22 protein-coding genes are annotated in these 21,012 nt (G+C 69.8%); 7 read left to right on the forward strand and 15 right to left on the reverse strand.

Annotated features, from left to right (window positions below):
• Window positions 1-27: 27 nt before the first annotated feature.
• The 3 genes from AAF430_24255 to AAF430_24265 are packed head-to-tail and all read right to left on the reverse strand — an operon-like array spanning window position 28 to window position 1,983.
• Window positions 28-558: a molybdenum cofactor biosynthesis protein B gene (locus AAF430_24255; GenBank protein ID MEM7413366.1), complete on the reverse strand. Its 531-nt coding sequence runs from the start codon at window positions 556-558 to the stop codon at window positions 28-30.
• Window positions 555-1,214 (reverse strand): molybdenum cofactor biosynthesis protein MoaE, encoded by a 660-nt coding sequence (locus AAF430_24260; protein ID MEM7413367.1) that lies wholly within the window; start codon window positions 1,212-1,214, stop codon window positions 555-557. The genes AAF430_24255 and AAF430_24260 overlap by 4 nt, the downstream gene beginning before the upstream one ends.
• 10 nt (window positions 1,215-1,224) lie before the next feature.
• On the reverse strand, window positions 1,225-1,983 hold the full coding sequence (locus tag AAF430_24265; GenBank protein ID MEM7413368.1) for a hypothetical protein: 759 nt from the start codon (window positions 1,981-1,983) through the stop codon (window positions 1,225-1,227).
• 96 nt (window positions 1,984-2,079) lie between these two features.
• Between AAF430_24265 and AAF430_24270 the strand changes: the two genes are divergently transcribed.
• Window positions 2,080-2,310 carry an EF-Tu/IF-2/RF-3 family GTPase gene (locus AAF430_24270; GenBank protein ID MEM7413369.1) on the forward strand — a complete coding sequence of 77 codons (231 nt, stop codon included), beginning with the start codon at window positions 2,080-2,082 and terminating at the stop codon, window positions 2,308-2,310.
• Window positions 2,311-2,402: 92 nt separating this feature from the next.
• Here the strand turns inward: AAF430_24270 and AAF430_24275 are convergent, their stop codons facing one another.
• Window positions 2,403-2,858, reverse strand: a complete 456-nt coding sequence (locus AAF430_24275) for a polymer-forming cytoskeletal protein (GenBank protein ID MEM7413370.1) — start codon at window positions 2,856-2,858, stop codon at window positions 2,403-2,405.
• Between the two features lie 132 nt (window positions 2,859-2,990).
• Window positions 2,991-3,656, reverse strand: a complete 666-nt coding sequence (locus AAF430_24280) for a rhomboid family intramembrane serine protease (protein MEM7413371.1) — start codon at window positions 3,654-3,656, stop codon at window positions 2,991-2,993.
• Between the two features lie 89 nt (window positions 3,657-3,745).
• Between AAF430_24280 and AAF430_24285 the strand changes: the two genes are divergently transcribed.
• From AAF430_24285 to AAF430_24295, 3 genes are read left to right on the forward strand one after another with little or no spacing between them, the layout of a single operon-like run.
• The gene (locus AAF430_24285; GenBank protein MEM7413372.1) at window positions 3,746-4,618 is read left to right on the forward strand and encodes a hypothetical protein; all 873 of its coding nucleotides are present in this window, start codon (window positions 3,746-3,748) and stop codon (window positions 4,616-4,618) included.
• Entirely contained in the window at window positions 4,618-5,412 is a 795-nt protein-coding gene (locus AAF430_24290; protein MEM7413373.1) for a TatD family hydrolase, read from the forward strand. The genes AAF430_24285 and AAF430_24290 overlap by 1 nt, the downstream gene beginning before the upstream one ends.
• Window positions 5,409-6,197, forward strand: coding sequence for an inositol monophosphatase family protein (locus tag AAF430_24295; protein MEM7413374.1), 789 nt, complete (start codon window positions 5,409-5,411; stop codon window positions 6,195-6,197). The genes AAF430_24290 and AAF430_24295 overlap by 4 nt, the downstream gene beginning before the upstream one ends.
• A gap of 15 nt (window positions 6,198-6,212) precedes the next feature.
• On the opposite strand, the gene AAF430_24300 is transcribed toward AAF430_24295, so the two are convergent.
• From AAF430_24300 to AAF430_24320, 5 genes are read right to left on the reverse strand one after another with little or no spacing between them, the layout of a single operon-like run.
• The gene (locus AAF430_24300) at window positions 6,213-6,695 is read right to left on the reverse strand and encodes a hypothetical protein (protein ID MEM7413375.1); all 483 of its coding nucleotides are present in this window, start codon (window positions 6,693-6,695) and stop codon (window positions 6,213-6,215) included.
• Entirely contained in the window at window positions 6,692-8,203 is a 1,512-nt protein-coding gene (locus tag AAF430_24305; protein MEM7413376.1) for a DUF4340 domain-containing protein, read from the reverse strand. The genes AAF430_24300 and AAF430_24305 overlap by 4 nt, the downstream gene beginning before the upstream one ends.
• Window positions 8,204-8,209: 6 nt before the next feature.
• Window positions 8,210-9,805 carry a GldG family protein gene (locus AAF430_24310; GenBank protein MEM7413377.1) on the reverse strand — a complete coding sequence of 532 codons (1,596 nt, stop codon included), beginning with the start codon at window positions 9,803-9,805 and terminating at the stop codon, window positions 8,210-8,212.
• A gap of 15 nt (window positions 9,806-9,820) precedes the next feature.
• Window positions 9,821-10,606 (reverse strand): ABC transporter permease subunit, encoded by a 786-nt coding sequence (locus tag AAF430_24315; protein MEM7413378.1) that lies wholly within the window; start codon window positions 10,604-10,606, stop codon window positions 9,821-9,823.
• Window positions 10,603-11,361 carry an ABC transporter ATP-binding protein gene (locus AAF430_24320; GenBank protein ID MEM7413379.1) on the reverse strand — a complete coding sequence of 253 codons (759 nt, stop codon included), beginning with the start codon at window positions 11,359-11,361 and terminating at the stop codon, window positions 10,603-10,605. The genes AAF430_24315 and AAF430_24320 overlap by 4 nt, the downstream gene beginning before the upstream one ends.
• 465 nt (window positions 11,362-11,826) lie before the next feature.
• Between AAF430_24320 and AAF430_24325 the strand changes: the two genes are divergently transcribed.
• Entirely contained in the window at window positions 11,827-12,018 is a 192-nt protein-coding gene (locus AAF430_24325; GenBank protein ID MEM7413380.1) for a hypothetical protein, read from the forward strand.
• 27 nt (window positions 12,019-12,045) lie between these two features.
• Entirely contained in the window at window positions 12,046-13,446 is a 1,401-nt protein-coding gene (locus AAF430_24330) for a lipopolysaccharide kinase InaA family protein (protein ID MEM7413381.1), read from the forward strand.
• A 31-nt stretch (window positions 13,447-13,477) separates the two neighbouring features.
• Here the strand turns inward: AAF430_24330 and AAF430_24335 are convergent, their stop codons facing one another.
• A complete protein-coding gene (locus tag AAF430_24335; protein ID MEM7413382.1) occupies window positions 13,478-13,786 on the reverse strand; it encodes a hypothetical protein in 309 nt (102 codons plus the stop codon).
• A 178-nt stretch (window positions 13,787-13,964) separates the two neighbouring features.
• Here AAF430_24335 and AAF430_24340 point away from each other — a divergent pair, with 178 nt between their 5' ends.
• The gene (locus AAF430_24340; GenBank protein MEM7413383.1) at window positions 13,965-15,026 is read left to right on the forward strand and encodes a phosphotransferase family protein; all 1,062 of its coding nucleotides are present in this window, start codon (window positions 13,965-13,967) and stop codon (window positions 15,024-15,026) included.
• Between the two features lie 16 nt (window positions 15,027-15,042).
• On the opposite strand, the gene AAF430_24345 is transcribed toward AAF430_24340, so the two are convergent.
• The 4 genes from AAF430_24345 to AAF430_24360 form a co-directional block, all read right to left on the reverse strand.
• Window positions 15,043-18,315, reverse strand: coding sequence for a protein kinase (locus AAF430_24345; protein ID MEM7413384.1), 3,273 nt, complete (start codon window positions 18,313-18,315; stop codon window positions 15,043-15,045).
• Window positions 18,312-19,289, reverse strand: a complete 978-nt coding sequence (locus AAF430_24350; protein MEM7413385.1) for a Stp1/IreP family PP2C-type Ser/Thr phosphatase — start codon at window positions 19,287-19,289, stop codon at window positions 18,312-18,314. The genes AAF430_24345 and AAF430_24350 overlap by 4 nt, the downstream gene beginning before the upstream one ends.
• Complete coding sequence (locus AAF430_24355) at window positions 19,286-20,593, reverse strand: FHA domain-containing protein (GenBank protein ID MEM7413386.1); 1,308 nt, start codon at window positions 20,591-20,593, stop codon at window positions 19,286-19,288. The genes AAF430_24350 and AAF430_24355 overlap by 4 nt, the downstream gene beginning before the upstream one ends.
• Before the next feature lie 5 nt (window positions 20,594-20,598).
• The coding region (locus AAF430_24360) for an FHA domain-containing protein (GenBank protein MEM7413387.1) at window positions 20,599-21,012 on the reverse strand (414 nt) is incomplete at its 5' end.

Consider the following 21,012-nt stretch of genomic DNA (forward strand, 5'->3'; position numbering starts at 1 on the left):
GGAGCCCTTGCGGGCGCGCTTGACGGTTCAGCGCGTCTTCGTGGCCTCGCTCGCGAGATGCCCGATTTCCGGGAGGATCAACTTTTCGAGTGCCAGGCGAATCGCGCCGCGCGACCCGGGGAGCACGAACACGACCTTGCCGCGCGCGATTCCGGCCGTGGCGCGGGAAAGCAGAGCGGCCGAGCCGATGTCCCCGTAGCTGAGCGAGCGGAACAACTCGCCGAAGCCGGGAATCTCGCGCTCGAGCAGGGGCGCGACGGTCTCCGGGGTCACGTCGCGCGGCGCGACGCCCGTCCCCCCCGTGAGGAGCACCGCCCGCACCGGATCGCGCTGCAACGCCTCGTCGGTCGCCGCGACGATGGCGGCCGCCTCGTCGCGCACGATCTCGCGGCCCGCAACCGGGTGACCCGCCCCCTCCAACAGCTCCGCGAGGAGTTTCCCGCCCGTGTCGGTCTCTTCAGTCCGCGTATCGCTCACCGTGATGACCCAACAGGGAACGTTCTCGATGGCAGCGCGACGGTGATGATGACCGGCGGCGGCCGGGTTCGGATCACTCACGGGCGATCGTCCACCCAATACTCGCCGTCGGTGGCCACTTCCTTCTTCCAGATCGGGACCGTCTGCTTCAGCGTATCGATCGCGAACCGGCAGGCGTCGAAGGCCTCCGCGCGATGGGGTGCCGCCGCTGCGATGACGACCGCGATGTCCCCCACCTCGAGGTGCCCCGCTCGGTGTCCGATCGACACCCGGGTTCCGGGCCAGCGCTCGGCGGCCGCATCCGAGATCTTCTGCATCTCTCGGACCGCCATCTCGGGGTAGGCCTCGTACTCGAGGTGGCGAATCGAACGGCCCCGCGCGTGATCGCGGACGGCACCGACGAACGTCACGATCCCGCCCATGCCCGGGCCCTTCACGCGCGCGACCGCCTCTTCTTCGCGGATGGGGCGCTCGGAAAGCCAGCAGAGGTCGCTGCCTCCGGCCACCGGCGGCAGGAAAGCGACCTCGTCGCCGTCCTGCAACACCGTTTCAGAAGGCGCCACCTCGAGGTTCACGGAAACGGCCAGGCGCTCACCGAACTCCTCGAAGAGCGGGTGGGACTCGGCCATGCGGGCGCGCAGCGTCGCGGCCGTCGCGGCCTCGGGGAGCTCGACCGACAGCTCTTTCTCCCCCACGGCCTCGCGCAGGGCCCCGAACAGCTTCAGACGGATCTGCATCGGGGCGAGGCTACTCCGGCCGCGGGGCTTCCTCAACGCGCGTTGACCCGGCTTTCGGCGCGCGCCTAGAATCCACGAAGCGCGCCGCGTTTGGCGCGGCGATGGAGGGGAACGCCATGGCAGCTCGCAAGAAGAGCTCTCGGAAACGAACGGCGGCGCGCAAGCCGGCGTCCCGTCGGAAGACCGGCGGAAAGAAGAAGACCACCCGGAAGAAGGCCACGCGGAAGAAGACGGCTCGCAAGGCCGCGAAGAAGAAGACCGCGAAGCGCAAGACGTCGAAGAAGAAGACCTCGCGCAAGAAGGCCGGAAAGAAGAAGACCGCGCGCAAGAAGAGTACTCGGAAGACGGCGCGCAAGAAGGCTCCGAAGAAGAAGAAAGCGACCAGGAAGAAGGCCAGTCGCAAGAAGACGGCCCGGAAGAAGGCGACCAAGAAGAAGGCGCGGCGGAAGAAGGCCGCGAGCAAGAAGAAGGCGACGCGGAAGAAGACGGCGCGCCGCACCGCCAAGAAGACCGCGCGCCGCAAGAAGAAGGCCACTGCGAAGAAGACGACGCGGAAGAAGGCGCCGAAGAAGTCGACGCGGAAGTCCCCGGCGAAGAAGAAGGCGCCCGCGAAGCGCGCTTCGAAGCCCGCAGCGACCCCCGCGATCGAACCCAGCCTGAGTGCGGCAGCCCGGGAGGCGAACCGCCCTTTTCTCCGGAGCGCCAACCGGCGTCGACCGAGTCGGCGGGCCAACCCGTCGCTGGCACGGCCGACCTGGGCGGCGCGCAATCGGCGCAGCCTGCACCCGCGGCGTCCGAATCCGTGGGGACGCCGCCGCTAGCGGCGGGGCAGGTCAGCGCTAGCGAGCCCGATCGGATCGGGATCGTGACCCACTACTACGAACACGTGGGTGCGGCGACGGTCCGCATCGAACAGGGCGCCCTCGCGGTCGGCGACATCATCCACATCCGGGGGCACACGACCGACTACTACCAGCCGGTCGAGCGGCTCGAACGCGACCACAACCCGGTCGAGCAGGCGTCCGCGGGCGAGGAGATCGCCCTCCAGGTGAGCCAACGCGTTCGCGAGAACGACGCGGTGCACCGCCTCCGCTGATCGGACGCTCGGGCCCAACGAAAACGAGGGGTGCTGCCGGCTGGCAGCACCCCTCGTCGTCTCCTTCCGCACCGGCCCCGGGCCGGGCGGGATCAGCTCTTCTTGGCGTTGTCGCCGCCATCGTTGTTGGCGCTCGGCTTCGACTTGCCACCCTGGCCCATCTTGACGGAGCCGTTGAGCTCGGCGCCGTCCTCGATGATCAGGGAACCGGTCTCGATGTTGCCATCGACCCGGGCCGTCTTGTGCAGGACGACCTTGGTGCCCGCGACGATGTCGCCCATCACGGTGCCACTCACGGCCACGGTCTTCGAGCGGATGGTCGCTTCGATCTCACCGCTCTCGCCCACGATCAGGGTGTTCTCGCTCGAGATCTCACCGCGGAAGCGGCCATCGATCCGAACGGTGTCCTTGAAGGACAGCTTCCCTTCGAACTCGGACCCCTGGTCGATGAACGCCGTGAGCCCGCCCGGGCTGGGTGCCGCCGACGCCGCCGGCGTTCCACCGAAGTCCGAATCCGAGCCCTTGGTTCCAAACGGGGTACGCGCCATCCAGGATCCTCCTCGTGTGCAGATAGGCCGGGGCGCCCCAGCGCCTCCGAGCCCTGCATCGGCGGGGTCCTGGGGCAACTTGAGAAGGCCTCCCCAGCGGGTGGGGCTGAGAGGAATTGGGAGGTTCGGGGCTCAGATGCGCAGCCGAGCCCGGGCGGGTCGGCGCAGGCCCATCGAGCGGACCAGAGCCGCTCCCGCCACGAAACCGCCTACGTGGGCCCACCAGGCCGTTCCCGCAGCCGTGTCACCCCAGCGGGAGACGCCCGAGATGACCTGGAAGGCGATCCACACGAACAGGAAGCCGATGGCCGGCACCCGCACCGGGGGCCACCAGAGGCGCAGGCGACCGGTGGGATAGGAGACGGCGTAGGCACCGAGCGTCCCGGAAACCGCGCCGCTCGCGCCGATCGTGGGCAGAAAGGCACTCGGGGCCGAGGCCACGTGCACCAGCGCCGCGGCGAGCCCACAGGCGATGTAGAACACCAGGAAGCGCTGGTGCCCCAAGAGGTCCTCGATCTTCCGCCCGAAGACCCAGAGGTAGAGCAGGTTGCCGGCCAGATGGAGCAGACCGCCGTGGAGAAACATGGCCGTCAGCGGCGTCCACCAGGTCGCCGGCGGGCCTTCGGTCAGCGCGCGAAGGAACAAGCGCGGCACGAGTCCCCAGCGCTCGATCCAGGCCGTCGCCTCCTCGGGTGCGAGGCCGAGGCACCAGCCGAAGACGATGGCGTTTGCCGCCAGCAGTGCGCCCACGACCAGGGGAGCCGAACGCAGCGGTACGTCATCACGCAGGGGGAGCATGCGACGCCAGTATACCCGCGTGCGCTCCTCCGGCGGGCCACGCGACGCGCCTACTCGTCTCCGCGCGCGCGCACTACACTCGGCGCCGCATGAGCGCCGCCGCCCTCCCCGTCCTGCTCGAACGCGCCCTCGACGCGGAGCGTCTGCATTCCGCCTACCTGATCTCGGGTCCCACCGACTCGACCCGCGACGTCGCCGAGCGCTTTGCGCGCGCCAGCGTTTGCGAGGAGCGCACCCTGTGCGGTCGCTGCCCGGCATGCACGCGTTCGAGCCCGCGCGACGAGATCCAGATCGACGGCACGGGAAAGGCGGGGCCGCTGTTCCGACAGATCGGGGATCATCCGGATCTCTTCTGGGTGGCGCGCGGTCCCGACGACACGCGGGTACGCATCGGCCAGGTTCGCGCGCTCCAGCACGCGCTGCGTCTGCAAGCCGGCGATGGAGGACCTCGCATCGCGGTGGTCGCCGACGCCGAGTGGCTCAACCAGGAGTCCCAGAACGCGCTGCTGCGCCTGCTGGAAGAACCGCCGCCGCGCACCACCCTCGTCCTCGTGACGGCGAGCGCCGCCGGCCTGCTCGCGACCGTGCGCTCGCGCTGTCAGCGCGTCCCGCTGCCGCCCGAACGCGAGGACCCGTTGGCCGCCGAGACCGCCGCGCCCTGGCTCGCGCGCCTCGACGCGGTGGGCCGCACGCCCGTCCCCGAGTTGCTCGATTGGGCCGAAGAGTTTCGCGGCGCGCGAGCCGTGGCCGCGACGAACCTGGAGCAGTGGCTCGGGCTCGCAAGTGCATGGTTGCGCCGGCGCGTCGGGGAACGGGTCGAGGAGGGTCGAGCGGTCGACGGCGAGCTGGCGGCCGCGCGCGCCCTCTCCCAATGTCGACAGTCCCTCGTCCAGCGGAACGCCAACCCGCAGATGACGGCCGAGCGCGCGCTGCTCGCCCTGCAGGCGGGTACGCGCGCCTGATGTGGTTCGACAGCCACTGCCACGTGAGCGCGGACGAGTTCGCCGAAGACCGCGAAGAAGTCCTCCAGCGCGCGTTCGACGGCGGCGTGACGGGCATGATCGCGATCGGCTCGGGCTACGGCGTCGTCCACAATGCCCGGGCGGTGTCGCTCGCCGAGGCCGACCCGCGCATCTGGGCCGCGGTCGGCGTCCATCCCCACGAGGCCGAAGACCTCGACGACCAGAAGCGCCCGAGCCTCGACGCGTTGCTCGACCATCCGCGGGTGGTCGCCGTCGGTGAGGCGGGCCTGGACTACCACTACATGAACAGCCCCCGCGAGGTACAGCGCCGCGTGTTCGCGGAGCAGGTCGTGTGGGCACGCGAGCGTGACCTGCCGGTCTCCATCCACGTGCGGGGCGATGAACCGAACGCCTACGAAGAGCTCCTGGACATCTGGAAGAGCGAGGGTCGGGGCGACGTCTCCGGTGTGCTGCACTGCTACACCGGCGCCCTCGACTTCGCGCGTCGCGCCCTCGACCACCGGCTCGACGTGTCGTTCTCGGGGATCCTGACCTTCAAGCGCGATCGAGGGCTGCGCGACACGGCGCGGGCCCTCCCCCTCGACCGACTTCTCGTCGAAACCGATGCTCCACTGCTCTCGCCCGAAGGCCATCGCGGGCGCCGCAATGAACCCGTTCGCGTCGCCCTCGTCGGGGAAGTGCTCGCCGAAGTCCACGGGCGCCCGGTCGAAGACGTCGCGCGGCAGACGTCGGAGAACACGCGACGCTGCTTCCGGCTACCGGAGGCCTCGTGAGCGAGCGCGGCGAGATCCGGGTGCTCGCGGAACGACTGGCCCGGGCCGCGGGTGCGATCCAGCGCGAGCGATACGAGACCGGCTTCGAGATCCGCACGAAGAGCGCGAAGATCGACCTCGTCACCGAGGTGGATACGGCCTGCGAACGCTGCATCGTCGACGGGATCGGTGCGGCGCGTCCCGACGATGCGATCCTCGCCGAGGAAGGCAGCGGCGCGGACCGCCCCGACGCGGCCTGGCGCTGGATCATCGACCCCCTCGACGGCACGATGAACTTCGCCCACGGGTATCCCCGCTTCTGCGTCTCGATTGGAGTCGAGCAGCGGGGCGAGCGCGCGGTCGGTGTCGTCTTCGATCCGCTCCTCGACGAGTGTTTCGTGGCGGAGCGCGGCACGGGCGCGACCCTCAACGGCCGCTCCATTCATGTTTCCGAGGAAGCCCAGATCGACCGTGCGCTGCTGGCGACGGGCTTTGCGTACGACGTCCACGACAGCGAAGACGACAACGTCGAGCGCTTCGGCCGTTTCGTGAAGCGGGCACGCGGCTTGCGGCGCGATGGCAGCGCCGCCCTCGACCTCTGCTACGTCGCGGCCGGGCGCTTCGAGGGCTACTGGGAGGGAAAGCTCCACCCTTGGGACGTCGCGGCCGGCAACCTGATCGTCGAGGAAGCGGGCGGACGCATCAGCGACTTCGCGGGGGATCCTCCGTCGGGAGACGGACGCGAGACGGTCGCATCCAACGGGGCGATCCACGAAGCCCTGCTCGCGGGCATCGCGGGCGACTGAGCCGGAAGCGGCCGCCTATTCCCCGGGCGCCGGATCTTCCGGGGTCGCCGTCCAGAGGGTGTGCGACCAGCGAACGCCGCGTTCCTCGAGCATGGCCTCGAGGTCCTCGCCGGGCGGAACCGGACTCACGAAGACCACGTGGGCCCCGGGCACCCGTGCGCGGCGCGTGAACCGGAGCGCGTCGAGCAGGACCTGATCGTTGAGCGGGGCGTGGGGCCCGCCCACCCAGGCTTCGACCGCCGCACCGTCGGCTTCGTCGAAGAGCGCCGTCAGGGCACGCGACTCGTCGAGGGGCTCCTCGGTCTGCGCGCGCACCACGCGCCCCCAGGCCGCTTCCTCTGACGCCGCCCAGACCGGCACGACCGCCGGGCGCCCTCCCCCTTCCGAAGCCGAGGTTGCCGCCGCACGTAGGTGGGCAGCGGCCCAGGCTGCGTCGAGCTTCGGCCCACAGCCGAAGGCCAGAAGCGCGATACAGGCCGCCGCGACGCGAACGCTCACGGAGACTCGTCGACCGGGATGGTGGGGTCGAGCGCGTCGTCGCTGCCGAGCGGCGGCTCGCTGGGCTCCCCGGCCTCTTCCGCTCGGAACCGGGTCCGGAAGGCGTCGAGGCTGACCGGGAGATGCTCGGACATCGCGAGCGGCAAGCGGTACACGGCGGGATCCCCCGCCGCCCGCGCGACGATGCCCTCGGGCGTCACGTCGCCGAGATGGATCTCGGCCACGCGCTTCGCGCCCGTCTCCTCGGCGTCCGGGTCTTCGGGTTCTCCGAACACGCTGATGATCGTGTGGGGCGGAGACAGTCCGAGCGCTTGCAGCTCTTCGTCGCCGAGCGATTCGGCGAGGATCGCGTCGGCCTCGAGCCCCGAGAGCTCGGAGACCGCGCGCGAGAGCTTTCCCGGTGCGAAGGGCTCGGGCGAGGCCTCCCAGCCGACGTCGGTGCGGTCGGCCTGGACGACCACGGGATCCCCCTCCGGCGACTGGAAGAAGAAATCGATCTTCGTGGCTTCGGTGAGCGGGAAGCGCGAGAGCTCTCGGAAGCGATACGCAATCGTCTCGCGCGGAATGTCGCTGATGCGCTCGGCGGGGATCTGGAAGAGCGTGGCGCGCCCGGCCCGCACCCAGCGCTTCTCGTTCTCGTCGATGCGTCCAATCTCGATCGCCAGCGACGGCTCGCTGGTGTCGGTCATGCGTAGCGCGACGGTGACGGCGGGCTCGGCCAACGAGGCTTCCTCGGCGGCAGTCGGCGTGTCCGAGAAGTCGGTGGCCCGCAGCAGATTCAGGCTCGAGAGCAGGTCCTCGACGGCGGTGTCGTCCGCGCGCGCGTCCAGGGGGGCTTGCATGCGCCACTGGGGGCCCGCGCTCGCGTCGCCGTCGCCTTCGTCGACCTCCCCCGGATCGGTGAGGCGCGCCAGCTGCACGCGTCCGGCGGGCCAGCGCACTTCCACCTGGTTCACGCTGGTGGGGTCGAACTCGAGGATCCGCTTCTCGCGAAGCTCCAGGAAGCTCTTGTCGAAGGCGGTGTTCTGGTAGGCCGCGACGGTGTGCACGCCCTCGGCCGAGGCCCTGCGCGCGTAGACGCCCGCCCCCAGCGGCGTGTCCTTGCCGAGCCGGAGCTCGTAGCTCGCGTCGTCGGCGCCGAAGCGCACGGTCGTCGCCGTCTCGGGATCGAGCCCGTACTCGGCGTCGGGGCCCGGATTCTCGAAGGTCGACTGGGTGGCCAACGAGGTGACCGTATCGGCCATGCGCTCCGCCACCGCGTCTGCCGGAAAACGCACGGGCGCGGTGAGTTGCCAGCGCCCCTCGCGCTGCTCGAGCCGAGCGTCCACGCCATCGCGGGTTTCCAGCTCGATCCAGTCGACGTCCTCGACAGCGAGTCCGCTGAAGAGGTATTTCTCGCGCTCCGCCGCCTCCTGGCGTCCCGCCTCGCCTTCGAGCTCATAGAAGTAGATGAAGGCGCCGAGGGCGAACGCCACCAACAGCAGGATCCCCGTCGACCTCGGGCTCATGCGGCTCTACCCCTTCGGGTGGCGGCGCGACCACCAGGTGAACACGCCCAGAACGGCGATCAGCTCGGGCAGCACGAAGAGCGACGCCGAGCGGATGTTGCGGAACTCGTCCTCGGTCAGCTCCATGCGCGAGGCGCGCGACGTGTTCGGGCGGATCGAGATCGCCTCGACGTCGCCGATCAACCAGTTGGTCGCGTTGAGAAAGAGGTCCCGATTGCGGGCGGCGTCGAGGAATTCGTTCGACGCGAAGTTTGCGTCCCCGACCACGACGAGGCGGGGATCCGTGCCGTCGGCAGCCGAGACGTTGGGCGTGCCGGCGACCATGACCGGCACCGGACCCACGAGATCCTCGGGATCGATGCCCGCCGCGCCTTCCGCGTCGAGTCGCGCGAGATCGCGTTCGGCCCACGACGATTCGCCCGTGAAGACGAGCTCGGTGAAGTTGCCGCTCGGGCCAGGCTGGGCGCTTCGCACCTCGTGGAACACGACCGGATCGTTGCGCGCGTCGCGGAAGTCGGCGGTGATCGGGTGTTCGAGGTCGAAGTCGCCGGCCAGGGGCGTCATTGCGCGCCCGAAGAGCGCGAGCGCGCGATCGACGACGATGTCGTCGCCCAGCGTCACGCCCCAGCCCGCGAGCTTCTCGGCGGCATCGCCCGGCGCGCGCGCATCGGAGAGCACCAGGAGCGCGCCGCCGCCGGCCAGGTAGCCCTCGAGCGCGGTCCACTCGTCGTCGAAGAGCGGCCGGGTCGGACCCGCCAGGATCACCACATCGGCGTCCGCGGGGACGCCGCCACCGCCCGCCAGGAGCAGAGACTCGACCCGATAGTTCTCGTTGCGCAGGGCCTCGGCCGCGCGCACGTAACCGGACCGCTGGGCGCCCGCTTCGCCGTCGATCGCGCCCTCGCCGTGCCCCTGGATGAAGTAGACCGTCTTCTCGCCGGTACGGGTCAGCTTGACGAGCGCGTTGGTGACCGCGGTCTCGTCGAGCTCGGTGAGCTCCAATGCATCGCCACCGACGGCGACCCGCACGAGTCCGCCCTGGCGCAGAGAATCCGCGGAGATCCCGTAGGTCTCGAGCAGCCCGGGGCGTTCGTTCGGATCGGCGTATTCGACCTGGAAGCGATCGCTGAGGAAGGCATAGCGATCCAGCAGGGCGCGGGCCGGCGCCTGCTCGAAGGACGGAGCCAATACCAGGACCTGCGCGTCCTCTTCGAGCGCCTCGACGACCTTCTTCGTCTGGTCGGAGAGCGTGTGGATCTTCCCCTCGCTCCAGTCGAAGCGATGATGATACCGGGTGCCGATGAACCCCAGCATGCCGAGGATGGCAATCCCCAGCAGAGTCGAGACCGCGGCATTGGTGCCGTACTTCCCGGCACGACGCGCCTCGCCGGAGGCCAACCGCTCGCGAACCGCGTCGAAGTTGAGCACCGCGGCCGCTACGAGGAGCGCGACGCCGAGCCCGAAGTTCCCGAAGATCCACCCGAGATCACCGCGAGAACCCACCGCGCTCGCATCGCTGACGATCGCGACGACGAAACTCAACAGAGCGAAGACGACGCCAACGAGGCCAAGTCCACCCAAGAGCAGAGGCAATCTGTCCATCGTTTTCTCCTAGGCCTATCGCCAACGCACAGATTCGACACTCGCCTTCGTCAGGAGCAGAAAGATGCCGATCATGACTCCGAAGTAGACCAGGTCAGCCGTATCGACGAGTCCACCGAGCATCGGCTGCATGTGCGCGGTGGTCGAGAACCACGCCAGCACGCTCGCGATGGCGGAATCGCTGCCCAAGACTCCGAGCTGAGTGATCGCGGGCAGGATCAAGAGCATCAGCAACAGCACGAAGGCCAGGAAGAAGGCGATGATCTGACTGCGCGTGATCGACGAGGCGAAGACCCCGATCGACACGTACGTCCAGCCCATCAGAAGAACGCCAAGTAGACCCGTCAGGATCTTGCCGACCTCGGGATCTCCGAAGAAGAAGAGCAACGCCGGAAACAGCCCGAGCATCGCGACCAGGAGTCCGACGAAGCCCGCTCCGGCGGCGAACTTCCCGAGGACGATGTCCCAGATCGTCAATGGACTCGTCATCAAGAGCTCTTCGGTCCCGTTCGCTTTCTCGGACGCGAACAGGCCCATCGTGATGCCGGGGACCAGGAAAAGGAAGACCACGAGCATGGAGTCGAAGAATGGCGCCAGCAAGACATCGGCCAGGTTGATCAGCTCGAGCGAAGCGAAGTCCTGACGCTGCTGGTAGTAGATCAACGCCTTCCCGAAGTTCGAAACTCCGATGATGAAGAAAAGCCCTGCCGTGACCGCGAACAAGCTCATCACGACGTAGGCGACCGGCGAAACGAAGAGCGAACGGAGATCGCGCCAGGCGACGGTGGTGGCGTGCTTCACGGGCTGGCCTCCGGCGCGGCCGGTGCCGCGACGTCCATGGCCGTCTCGCGCGCGAAGAGCTGCTCGAGCCCCTGCCCGTCCCGCGTGAGCTCGGCGAGCGGCGCGTCGACCGTCTTCTGACCGCGGTTGATCATCACGATGCGCCGACAGATCGCCTCGACCTCGGGAAGGATGTGGGTCGACAGGATCACGGTCTGCTGTTCGTCGCCTTCCCCGCTGGCGAGACTCGCGATCAGGGCGCGAATCTCGCCGATCTGGATCGGATCGAGGCCCACCGTCGGCTCGTCCAGGATCAGCACCTTCGGATCGTGGACGATCGCCTGGGCCAGACCGACGCGCTGGCGGTAGCCCTTCGACAGCGAGCCGATCACCCGCAGGCCGACGTCGGCCAGGCCGCAGCGCTCGAGTGCGCGCTCGACCGCCCCCTTGCGCTCCGCGCGGGGCACGTCCTTGATGCGCGCCACGTAGTCGACGTAGGAAGCGACCGTCATTTCGGGGTAGACCGGCGGCGTCTCGGGCAGGTAGCCGATGGCGCGACGCGCTTCGAGCGGCGCCTCGAAGATGTCGTGACCCGCGATCCGCACCGAGCCTTCGGTCGGCGGCAGGAAGCCTGTCAACATGCGCATCGTGGTGGTTTTCCCAGCACCGTTCGGGCCCAGAAAGCCCACCACTTCTCCGCGTCCGATCTCGAAGGAGACATCGCCCACGGCGACGATGTCTCCGTATCGCTTCGAGAGGTTCTTCGCCTCGATCATCCTGGGTTGGCTTCCTCATGGACGCGCAGCGGTGTCACCGCGCGTCGGTCTGCCGCCTCTCGGCGTTCGGCCGAACCGGCCTTCAGCGCGGGCGCGCGGCGTGCCCCATCCACGTCTCGCAGCCGGTCCCGGTGAAGGTGTGTCTCCAAGCGTCTCATGGCCGAAGGAATGGATCGGGGGAGGCGAATGGGAGGGAGTGCCACGCAGCGCTCCGGTGCAGCGGACGCGTACTATACGAGTCGCCCGTGTGTTTGCCAACGCGCCGGGGGCTGGCTCCGCGCGCTTCTGGCAGGCCGGAGGCGCAAGGGTATCCTCCTGCCAGATATGGGTTTTTCGACGTTTCGGCGATCGCGCCCGGCCACGCTCCCGCGGCCCCGCGCAGCGCGCTCCTGGCGCCGCGCCCGCCGTGCCGCGAGCGCCCCGCTCGCGCTGGTGTTGACGCTGCTAGCGCTCGGGGCGACCGGGATGGCCGAACCGGCGTCTTCGCCCGAAGCGGCCAAAGCCGAGGCGCGCCGCCAGGCCGCGAAGAGCTGGGCCGGACGCTTCTGCACGACGGACTGCCGACCCCGAGCGGTGTCGGCGTGGAGCTCGGCGGCCTTCGCGGTCGTGATGCTGGCGGTCGTCGTCGGAGCCCGGCGCCCCAGCGACGAGTCCTGACCCGCACGAAGAGGGGGGAGAACGGGCGTGGAATGGCTGGCCGGTGACCCGCAGCGGCGCGAGGCCCTGGAGCCGGTCCTGGAACGGCTGGGCCGCGGCGAGGCCGTCACCTGGATCCGCCAGCGCCTGGGTCGTCGCTCACTCGCGCAGGGCACGCTTCCCGACGGCACGCCCTGTTTCCTGAAGCTCTACCTGTCCAACCCGAAACACCCCTGGCGCGACGCGTGGAAGCGCCGCCTCCACCTCTCCACCCCGGAGCGAGAGTGGCGCACCGCGATGCGACTCCGTGCCGCCGGCGTCCGGGTCCCCGAACCCTGGGCCCACGTCCGGCTCGATACGGGACAGGACGTGCTGGTCACCGAGTGGATCGAAGGACACCCCCTCGACGCGGCGCTCCGCACCACGCCGACCGAGCGCCATGCGCTGCTCCACCAGGTCGGCGAACTCGTGCGCGAGCTCCACGCAGCCGGCTTCGCCCACCGCGACCTCCACCGTGAGAACGTGCTCATCGCGGAAGGCGTCCCCTGGTTGATCGACCTCCAGGCCGTGACGCGGCTGGCGACGCCGCGACTCCAGCTCCGCGACCTCGGCCACCTCGATCACTCGCTGCGTCGCACCCTCTCGTTCCCCGACCGCGTTCGGCTGCGTGCCGCCGCTCTGGCCCTCGAGCGTCCCTTCGACGAACGCGCCCGCCAGCAGCTCCGGGCGGTGGGCCGAGCGTCGCTGTCACGGGCCCGTCGCCACGCCCGGAGCCGAGCGGCGCGCAGCCTGCGACCGGGTCGGCGCGCGCGACGCTTCGAGGTGGCGGGCGGAACCGGGCTGATCGATCGTGAGCTCGACGCCGCCGCGGTCGAAAGCGCCTTGTCTGCCGAACCCGCTCGGGACGACGGACTCGAACTCGCGGTGTTTCCCGGAGGGCCCGGCGATCTGTGGCGGGGCAGCGCGGCGCGCCGCGCCTGGGAGGCGGCACATGCCCTCGAGGCGTCGGACATTCCGCACATCCGACCGCGTGCGTTCGTCGAGTGGCGGCGGCTGGGCTGGCCTGTGCGCTCGGCCCTGGTGATGGATCGCGAGGCACGGGCGGCGCTCCCCGCCGAGGACGCCCTCGATGCCGAGACCACCCTGTGGATTCAGCTCCACGAATCCGGGTTCCGCACACCGGGGCTCGAAGGCGCGCCGCCTCAGGTCTTCGCCCTCGCGGACGGTGCCGCGGCGGCGGTGGCGGATCTCACCCGCGTCCAGTTCGCGGGGCGACTGACCAACACCGAGCGACGCGAGAGCTTCCATGCGCTGCAACACCGCTGGCAAGCCAGCGGGATCGGGGAGCAGGCGCTCCACCGCGCTCAGCAGCGCTACTCGCGACGACTGCCGCTCTCGATCGAAGCACTTCGGCGCGACGCGCTGCGGGAGCGCGTCCGCAAGCGCTGAGCCCGGGGGCGCGCTGGGCCGCCGGGCACGCTCAGGAAGCGGCGATCGTCACCCAGCGGTAGTAGCTCGACGATCCCGTGACGTGGCCGCCCTCGCCCATCTCGTACTGGAGCTCGCGGGCGAAGCGACTTCCGCGCACGATCTCCTTGAAAGCGTCGAGTTTCGTCTCGGGATCCTCGGGGTTGAGGCCATGGAAGACGATCTCGATGCGCTCCTTCGCGGCCAAAACGTTCAGCACCAGCGTCGCGAGGGTGAAGAGCTTTCCGATGCCCTCGATGGCTTCGACGGAGAAGCACGGCACGTCGACCTGGGAAAGCTCGAATCCGTACTCGAGGCGCATGCTCGACTCCGTGGGGTGGGCCGTCCTCGTCGGAACGGGGCGTGGCAGAGGTGCGAAGAAGAGGGCCAAGCGCGCCGGGTGGGTGGCGGCCTGGAGGGCGTCGCAGAGTGACGGCGGCGTGAACACGTGTCAAGTCATCCGCTTCGCAGGAAGCGGCCCGGTCGAGTAGCTTCGGCGCATGACGACGCCCCCCGGCATTCACCTCGAGAACGTCACCCGCTTCTTCCGCGAGAGCGTGCCCGGCGGCGACGCCCCGCTCTCCTTCTCCATGATCAGCGGCGGTCGCTCCAACCTCACCTATCGCGTCGACATGGGCGACCAGGCCGTCGCGCTGCGCCGCCCTCCCCTCGGTCATGTGCTGCCCACGGCCCACGACATGCGGCGCGAGTTCCGCGTGCTCTCCGCGCTCGCCGAGACCGCGCTCCCGGTGCCGCGCCCGCTCGCCCTCTGCGAGGACCCGGAGGTCAACGAGCACCCCTTCTACGTGATGGAGTTCCGGTCGGGCATCGTGCTGCAGGATCGCATTCCTGAGGGCTACCTCGAAGATCCCGCCGATCGCGGCCGAACCAGCCAGGCCGTGGTGGACACCCTCGCTGCGCTGCACGCGGTCGACGTCGACGCAGTCGGTCTCGGCGACTTCGGCAAGCCCGACGGGTACCTGGCGCGGCAGGTGTCTCGCTGGGGGAAGCAATGGGCGTCGAACCAGACGGCGCCCCTGCCCGAGATCGACACGCTCCTCGAGCGACTCGGCGCAGCCCTCCCCGAGCACTCGGACAAAGCGCTCGTTCACGGCGACTACCGCCTCGGCAACCTGGCCCTCGACGCCGAAGACCCCGGCCGCGTCGCTGCGATCTTCGACTGGGAGATGGCCACCCTGGGCGACCCGCTCGCGGATCTCGGCTACACGCTGATCTACTGGACCGAGCCGAACGATCCCCAGCCGCGCGGCTCGATCGCGGCGGTCGGCGCGGTCACCGCGAAGCCCGGCTTCTTCACGCGCGACCAGCTCATCGAAGCGTACGCCCGCGCCAGCGGACGCGACGTGACCGCCATCGACTTCTACCAGGTGCTCGCGCTCACGAAGCTCGCGGTGATCTCCGAGGGCATCCTCAAGCGCTTTCAACAGGGCAAGACGGCCGGCGAGGGCTTCGAGAACATGAACCGCGCCGCCGAGCCGCTGGCCCAGCACGCCCTGACGATCGCCGAGGCGTCCTCGAACCCGAAGCTGCGCGGCGCCTAGGCGCGGCCCCCGCCCATCAGCGGCGTGGCAGGATCGAGCTGATCTTCCACTGACCACCGCCGGTATGAATGACGGTCGCCGTCATCGGTACGGGCTCGCTCTTCGTCGTCATGCGCGACCCGACGGCGTCGACTTCCTGGTCGAAATCGATCGACACGACGTCACGGGTGACGTCGATGCCGTGGCGCGCGATCTGGACATCGATGCGATCGGCGTGCTCGAAGAGCTGCTGCATCGCCTCTCGCTGCTTCGGATTCATGATCCACACCGCGGACAACGCCTCGAGATCCTGCGCCTCGTAGGCACTCCGGTAGCGATCGAGGGCCGCGATCGCGCCCTTCTCGGGGTCGAGGCGCGAGGGCTTCGGCGTCGTGGTCGGCTTCGGCGTTGGGCGAGGTGTCGGCTTCGGGACAGGTGCCACCGCGACCCGCTTCTCGAACACCTCGACGCGACGCTCGACGCGGGTCCGCGCGCCACTCGCATCGACCGCCCGCGCACTCACGACGTAGTTGCCCGCGCGCGACGGGCGGAAGGTGTAGCGGCTGCCCTGAGCCACCGTGCGTCCGTCCACAGCGAACTCCGTTCGCACAGGCTCGCCATCCGGGTCGCTGGCGTCGACCCGGAACTCGCGGCTGTCGCCGAGCTCGAGCCGCGTGCGCGCCTCGTCGGGGTACACGCGGAGCGTGGGGGCGCGGTTGCGGAACGCGACGGCCCACGCCGCTTCGACCCGACCGCCCTGGCCGTCGCGCACTTCGACCTCGATCCTGGTGTCGGCGTCGGGGCTCAGCACCAGCTCGGATCCGGACGCGTCGAGGCGCCGACCATCGCGTCGCCAGCGGTACTCGAGAGTGTCCCCATTGGGGTCACTCGCCTCGACCGAGAACGCGATCGTCTCGTTGCGGTGCACGCGCACCTGATCGGCCGCGGGCTCGCGCGCGACGATCCGCGGGGGTCGCGGGAGGTTCTGCAGGTAGGCGCGTTCGCTCTCGGCGGCGCTCGCGAAGCGCTCCTTGGCGATCCGGAAGTGGGCGAGCGCCGTCGGCGCGTCCCGTGCGACCAATGCCTCGTCGCCGGTGACCTGGGCCGCTCCGCCGGCCGCACAGTCCTGGGCCGCACTCTCGCTCAGCCCGGCACACGCCTCGGGGAGGCGTTCGGCCGCCATGCGTGCCTCGACCTGGAGCGCGCGGGCCTCGGCGAGGGCTCCGACCGACGCTTCGCGCGCCACCCGGAACTGTTCGCTCGCCGCCCGGAAGTCGCGTTCGGCAGCCGCGTACTGCTTCGCTTCCAGAGCCTCGGTCGCGCGCGTCTGGAGGGCCTCGGCAGCACCGATCTCCGCAGAAGCCGATGCCCCCGCACCGGCGGACAACGCGGCGTCGCGTTCGCGGGTGGCCGCGCCCGACGCGGCCAGGGCCGCCCGGCTGGCACCCAGGTCCGAGAGCAGACTCTCGAGCAAACCGATCGAATTCTCGTAGGCCGTGCTGGCCGTCGCCCACTCGCCCCGCTCCCAGGCGGCCTGGGCCTCGTCGAGACTCGCCTGCACGACCCCGAGGTCGTCGAGCTCCGAGCGCGCACGCGCCTCGAGCGACTCGGTCTTCTGGCGCAGGCGACCGGCCGGCGCGATCTCCCGCGCGGTCGCGAAGAACGCCTCGGCGGTGCGGTAGCGCTCGACGGCGCCCAGGAAATCGTCGTTCGCGCGCTGGGTCTCGGCCTGACCGAAGGCGACCAGACCGGCGTTCAGCACGTCGCGAAACGCCGCCACCTCGGCGGTGTCGGCCTCGGCGGCCTGGCGCGCGGCCGACGCACTGGTGCGCGCGATCTCCGCGAGTCGCGGCAGCTCGGTGGCGAGCTCGGCTTCCACCGCCGACAGCGCTTCTCGCGCACCGGGCAGTGCGCCGATCCGGGCGAGTTCCGCCTCGGCCACCGCGCACGCCCCGAGTTCCGGGTCGGGCGGCGCGATGCGCTCGAGCGCGAGTTCGAACCCCGGCCAGCTCGTCTTCGCGAGTTCCGGCCCGCCGGCCGTCCGATAGAGGCTCGCCCGATCACGCACGGCCGTCGCGATCGGATCGACGCGCGCGTGCAGGTGTTCGCCGGTCAAGCGGGCGCAGGCGGCGCGGTAGGTCTGGGCCGCCTGCTCCAGCGCCTCCATCGCATCCACGTGACGCTCCTCGTCGATCGCCTCGCGTCCCTGGGAACGAAACACCTGCGCGGCCGCGACCCCTTCGCGCAAGCCACTCAGGAGCTCGGCGGACGGGGCGGGTTCGAGGGTCGCGCTCTCGAAGAGCAGCGAGGCGGCCCGGCGTTCGAGTTCGTCGATCTCCTGCAGTCGATCGCGCGCGAGATCGAGAGCCGCCGGCGGCCAGAGCATCACTGCCGCGACGATCGCCGCGACCACCCCCGCTCCGGCCCCCGCGCCGAGCGCCAGGCGTCGCCAATCGTCGCTCTTCCCAGCGTCGTACACGGCCTCGTAGAGGGCCTCGTGCATCTCGCGGGCGTCCGCATAGCGGGCGTCGGGGTCCAGGCGACACGCCTTCGTGATCACCCTGCGCAGCGCGGGCGGCACGTCGTTCGGGTAGTCGAAGGACAGTTCCTTCCCCGAGTGCAGGAGACCCCCCAGATACAGGAGGACGTCGGACCCGCTCGAGGTGTCGATGTCGTCGACCCCGTCCCAGACCGTCGTTCCCGTGAGCACCTGGTAGAGCGACAGCCCGACGGAGTAGACGTCGACCCGCGGCGTGAGGTTGCGCCCCCGGGCCTGCTCGGGCGCCATGTAGAGCGCCGTCCCCACGGCCATACCGGTGCGCGTGACGCCGGCACGGTCGGTCTGGCGCGCGATCCCCAGATCGGCCACCAGGGCGCGTCCATCCGTGGTCTGCAGGACGTTCGCCGGTTTGATGTCCCGGTGCACGACGCCGCGGTCGTGCAAGACCGCCAACCCAGCGAGCACGTCGAGGAAGAGCGGCCCCGCCTCGGCGGTCGTCATCACCCCACGCTGTGACAGCGGTGGGCTGTCGACGTAGGTCATCGTGTAGTAGAAGCAGCCCGTCCCTTCGTCCTGACCGAAGTCGTAGATCGTGATCAGGTTGGGGTGGTCGATCCCCGCGAGCAGACTGGCTTCCGCTTCGAAGCGCTGGAAATCGTCCCCGGACGACGCCTCGGGCTTCAGCATCTTCAACGCGCGCGCCGCGTCGAAGCGCGGATCGATCACCTCGAACACCCACGCCATGCCGCCTTCAGCGATGAAGCGACGAACCCGGTAGGGGCCGATCTCGGTGAGTTCGCGCGGGTTCATTCGTCGCCGCTCGGCGGTTCGGGGGGCAGGAGGTCGTCGACCTCGTGCTCCTCCGAAACGTCCGGAGCGGGCTCGAGGTCCGATGCCACGGCGGGCGGCTCGACATCGCTGGCCCCACCGAGCTGCTGCCAGAGCGCCCAGACGAGGGCCAGGCTCAGCAGCAGGGCGACGGCGACCACCGCCAGCGAAAGAGCCCGGATGCGCCTTTCGCGCTCATTGGCTCCGGCGCCACCCGACTCGCCCGGAATCCGCGCGATCTGCACGGTTACGTTGTCGGGCCCACCGCGTTCGTTCGCGAAATCGACGAGACTGCGGACGGCTTCGGCCGGGGCTTCGCGGCGCAGCACGTCCGCGATCTCCTCGTCGCGCACGACACCCGACAGGCCATCCGAGCACAGCAGGAAGACGTCGCCGGCACGCAGCTCGAACGCGAAGAGGTCTACGGTCACCTCGGGTTCCACCCCGAGTGAGCGCAGGACTTCGTTGCGGCGGGGGTGCACCAGCGCTTCCTCTTCACTGATGATCCCGCGGCGCTGGAGTTCGGCGACGAGCGAGTGATCGTCGGTCAGCTGCTCGATCACCCCGTCACGCAGCCGATAGGCCCGGCTGTCTCCGACGTTCGCGACGTACGCGGCGTCCCGCGAGAACAGCGCCGCGACTCCCGTCGTCCCCATCCCGAGCAGCTGGGTGTTGCGCTGGGATTCGTCGTGTACCGCGCGGTTTGCGGTTTCGAGCGCCTCGCGCAGGGTGCCATCCGGCGCCCCCTCGGAACTGGCGACGACGCCCTGCACCGCCTCGACCGCCAGGCGACTCGCGGTCTCGCCGCCCGCGTGTCCGCCCATCCCGTCGGCGACGATCGCGAGCCGCGCCCCGTCCGGCGCCACGCCCTCGCCGACGGAATCCTGGTTCGCGGAGCGCTGGCGCCCGGTGTCGGTGAGCGAGACGATCTCGATGTCACCGGGCTCGAAGCTCATCGCTCGTACACCATTTCGACGTCCGCGATCTGGATGCGGTCGCCGGGGTGGAGGCGCAGCGGCGCGGCCTGCACGCGCTGTCCGTTGATGTGGGTGCCGTTCGAAGAGTGGAGATCCTTGATCTCGACCTTCGTTCCAGAGACGAAGACCTCGGCGTGGTAGCGAGACACCGCCATCGAGGGAATCACGAGGTCGTTGGCGTCGACCGCCCCGATCCGCAGCCGCCCTCGCTGCAGATCGTGCACTTCGCCGCCGCGCGGTCCGTCGACGAACACCAGGCGTCCGGCGCTCCGGAAACGCAGGGCGACGATCAACACCAGCACGACGAACGCCGCGATCGCGCCGCCGGTCAACCACGGCCACACCGGCGCGGCGATCTCGGGATAGGTCAGCTTGATCGAGTCGCTCTGCTCGTCGACCGAGACCTCGATCATGTGGGGCTCGCCGTCCATCGACGCCGGGAACCGCACGACGTAGCTGCGCAGCAGCCGGTCGCCGATCTCGTTGAAGAAGCGCACCAGGTCGGTGGCCTCGTCGACGGTCATCGACTCCGCGTCGGTCTCTTCGGCGACGAAAGCCAGATTTCCGAGGCCATCGCCTCCGAAGCGGTCGTAGCCGATCGTGTAGACGAGCACCTTGTCGGCCGAGGCGCGCTCGACCACCTCGCCCAGGGTGTGGTCGCTGCCGCTGTCCTTGCCGTCCGAGAACAGGATGATCGCAGCGCGACGGGGACGGTTCGTCTCGCCGCGGATCAGCTCGAGGCTCTCGTGGAGGCCGTCGACGAGCAGGGTCTTCAGGCCCGCCTCATCGACCTCGAGCACCTCGAGGCGATTGCGAGCGTCGTTGGGGGTGTCCTCGAAGCGGGAGACCACGTCGACGGTCTGGGCGAAGGTCACGATCGCGAGCCGGTCGTGGTGGCCGATGCGGTCGAGCAGCTCGATGGCCGCGGCCTTCGCCTGCTCGAAGGCGTCGCCGAGCATCGTGCGGCTGGCGTCGATCGCGATCACCCAGGTGATGCCCTTCCGGGCTCGACCCAGGTGCTGGACGCTCACGTCCTCGGGGTCGACCCGCTCTCCGTTGTCGCGCACGTCGAGGTGGGCGGGGCGCAGGTCGTCGACGGGATCCGCGTGCTGAGACAGGGCACGCAGGTAGACCTCGACGATGCGCTCACCGTCGACTCCGGCCTCGGCGTCGTCGACGTGGAGCCGTTCGACTTCCTGGAGGGAGAATCCGGAATCCTGTGCGTTCGCCGATGCCGCGACCCACAGGATCGCGGCGCAGATGAGGTGCAGCCCGTCTCGCATGCGAATCAGATCGTTCGGAACTTGAAGAGGCAGTCTCCCAACCGGATCAGGTCGCCATCGCTCAGCGCTTCGGCGTCGATCGGCTCGTCGTTGATCAGCGTCGGATTCATCTCGGCCACTTCCGAGTTCGCTTCGATGACGAAGGCGCCTTCGACGTGGACGATCTTCGCGTGGTAACGGGAGATGCGCTTGCTCGTCAGCGTGATCTCGCAGCCCTCGCGGCCCAGCCGGGTATCGCCATCGTTGACCGAGAAGAGCTGCCCTTTCAGGGGGCCTTCCAGGCAGGCGAGGACACCGACCAGACTCTGGGACCCCATCTGCGGGACCTGGAAGTACTGAGTCGCCCCGCTGAGGTCTCCTCCCGCCGGGGCGGGAGCGGCCGGCGCCGGCGCCTGGGCAGGCGGCGGCGCGGGGGCGGC

Source organism: Myxococcota bacterium, from assembly GCA_039030075.1.
GTDB lineage: Bacteria > Myxococcota_A > UBA9160 > UBA9160 > SMWR01 > JAHEJV01.

Bases quoted from the DNA above. Each gene is read 5' to 3' on its own strand.
- AAF430_24260 (MEM7413367.1), bottom strand. From the start codon at position 1,214: ATGCAGATCCGTCTGAAGCTGTTCGGGGCCCTGCGCGAGGCCGTGGGG.
- AAF430_24275 (MEM7413370.1), bottom strand. From the start codon at position 2,858: ATGGCGCGTACCCCGTTTGGAACCAAGGGCTCGGATTCGGACTTCGGT.
- AAF430_24280 (MEM7413371.1), bottom strand. From the start codon at position 3,656: ATGCTCCCCCTGCGTGATGACGTACCGCTGCGTTCGGCTCCCCTGGTC.
- AAF430_24285 (MEM7413372.1), top strand. From the start codon at position 3,746: ATGAGCGCCGCCGCCCTCCCCGTCCTGCTCGAACGCGCCCTCGACGCG.
- AAF430_24290 (MEM7413373.1), top strand. From the start codon at position 4,618: ATGTGGTTCGACAGCCACTGCCACGTGAGCGCGGACGAGTTCGCCGAA.
- AAF430_24305 (MEM7413376.1), bottom strand. From the start codon at position 8,203: ATGAGCCCGAGGTCGACGGGGATCCTGCTGTTGGTGGCGTTCGCCCTC.
- AAF430_24310 (MEM7413377.1), bottom strand. From the start codon at position 9,805: ATGGACAGATTGCCTCTGCTCTTGGGTGGACTTGGCCTCGTTGGCGTC.
- AAF430_24320 (MEM7413379.1), bottom strand. From the start codon at position 11,361: ATGATCGAGGCGAAGAACCTCTCGAAGCGATACGGAGACATCGTCGCC.
- AAF430_24325 (MEM7413380.1), top strand. From the start codon at position 11,827: ATGGCCGAACCGGCGTCTTCGCCCGAAGCGGCCAAAGCCGAGGCGCGC.
- AAF430_24335 (MEM7413382.1), bottom strand. From the start codon at position 13,786: ATGCGCCTCGAGTACGGATTCGAGCTTTCCCAGGTCGACGTGCCGTGC.
- AAF430_24340 (MEM7413383.1), top strand. From the start codon at position 13,965: ATGACGACGCCCCCCGGCATTCACCTCGAGAACGTCACCCGCTTCTTC.
- AAF430_24345 (MEM7413384.1), bottom strand. From the start codon at position 18,315: ATGAACCCGCGCGAACTCACCGAGATCGGCCCCTACCGGGTTCGTCGC.
- AAF430_24350 (MEM7413385.1), bottom strand. From the start codon at position 19,289: ATGAGCTTCGAGCCCGGTGACATCGAGATCGTCTCGCTCACCGACACC.
- AAF430_24355 (MEM7413386.1), bottom strand. From the start codon at position 20,593: ATGCGAGACGGGCTGCACCTCATCTGCGCCGCGATCCTGTGGGTCGCG.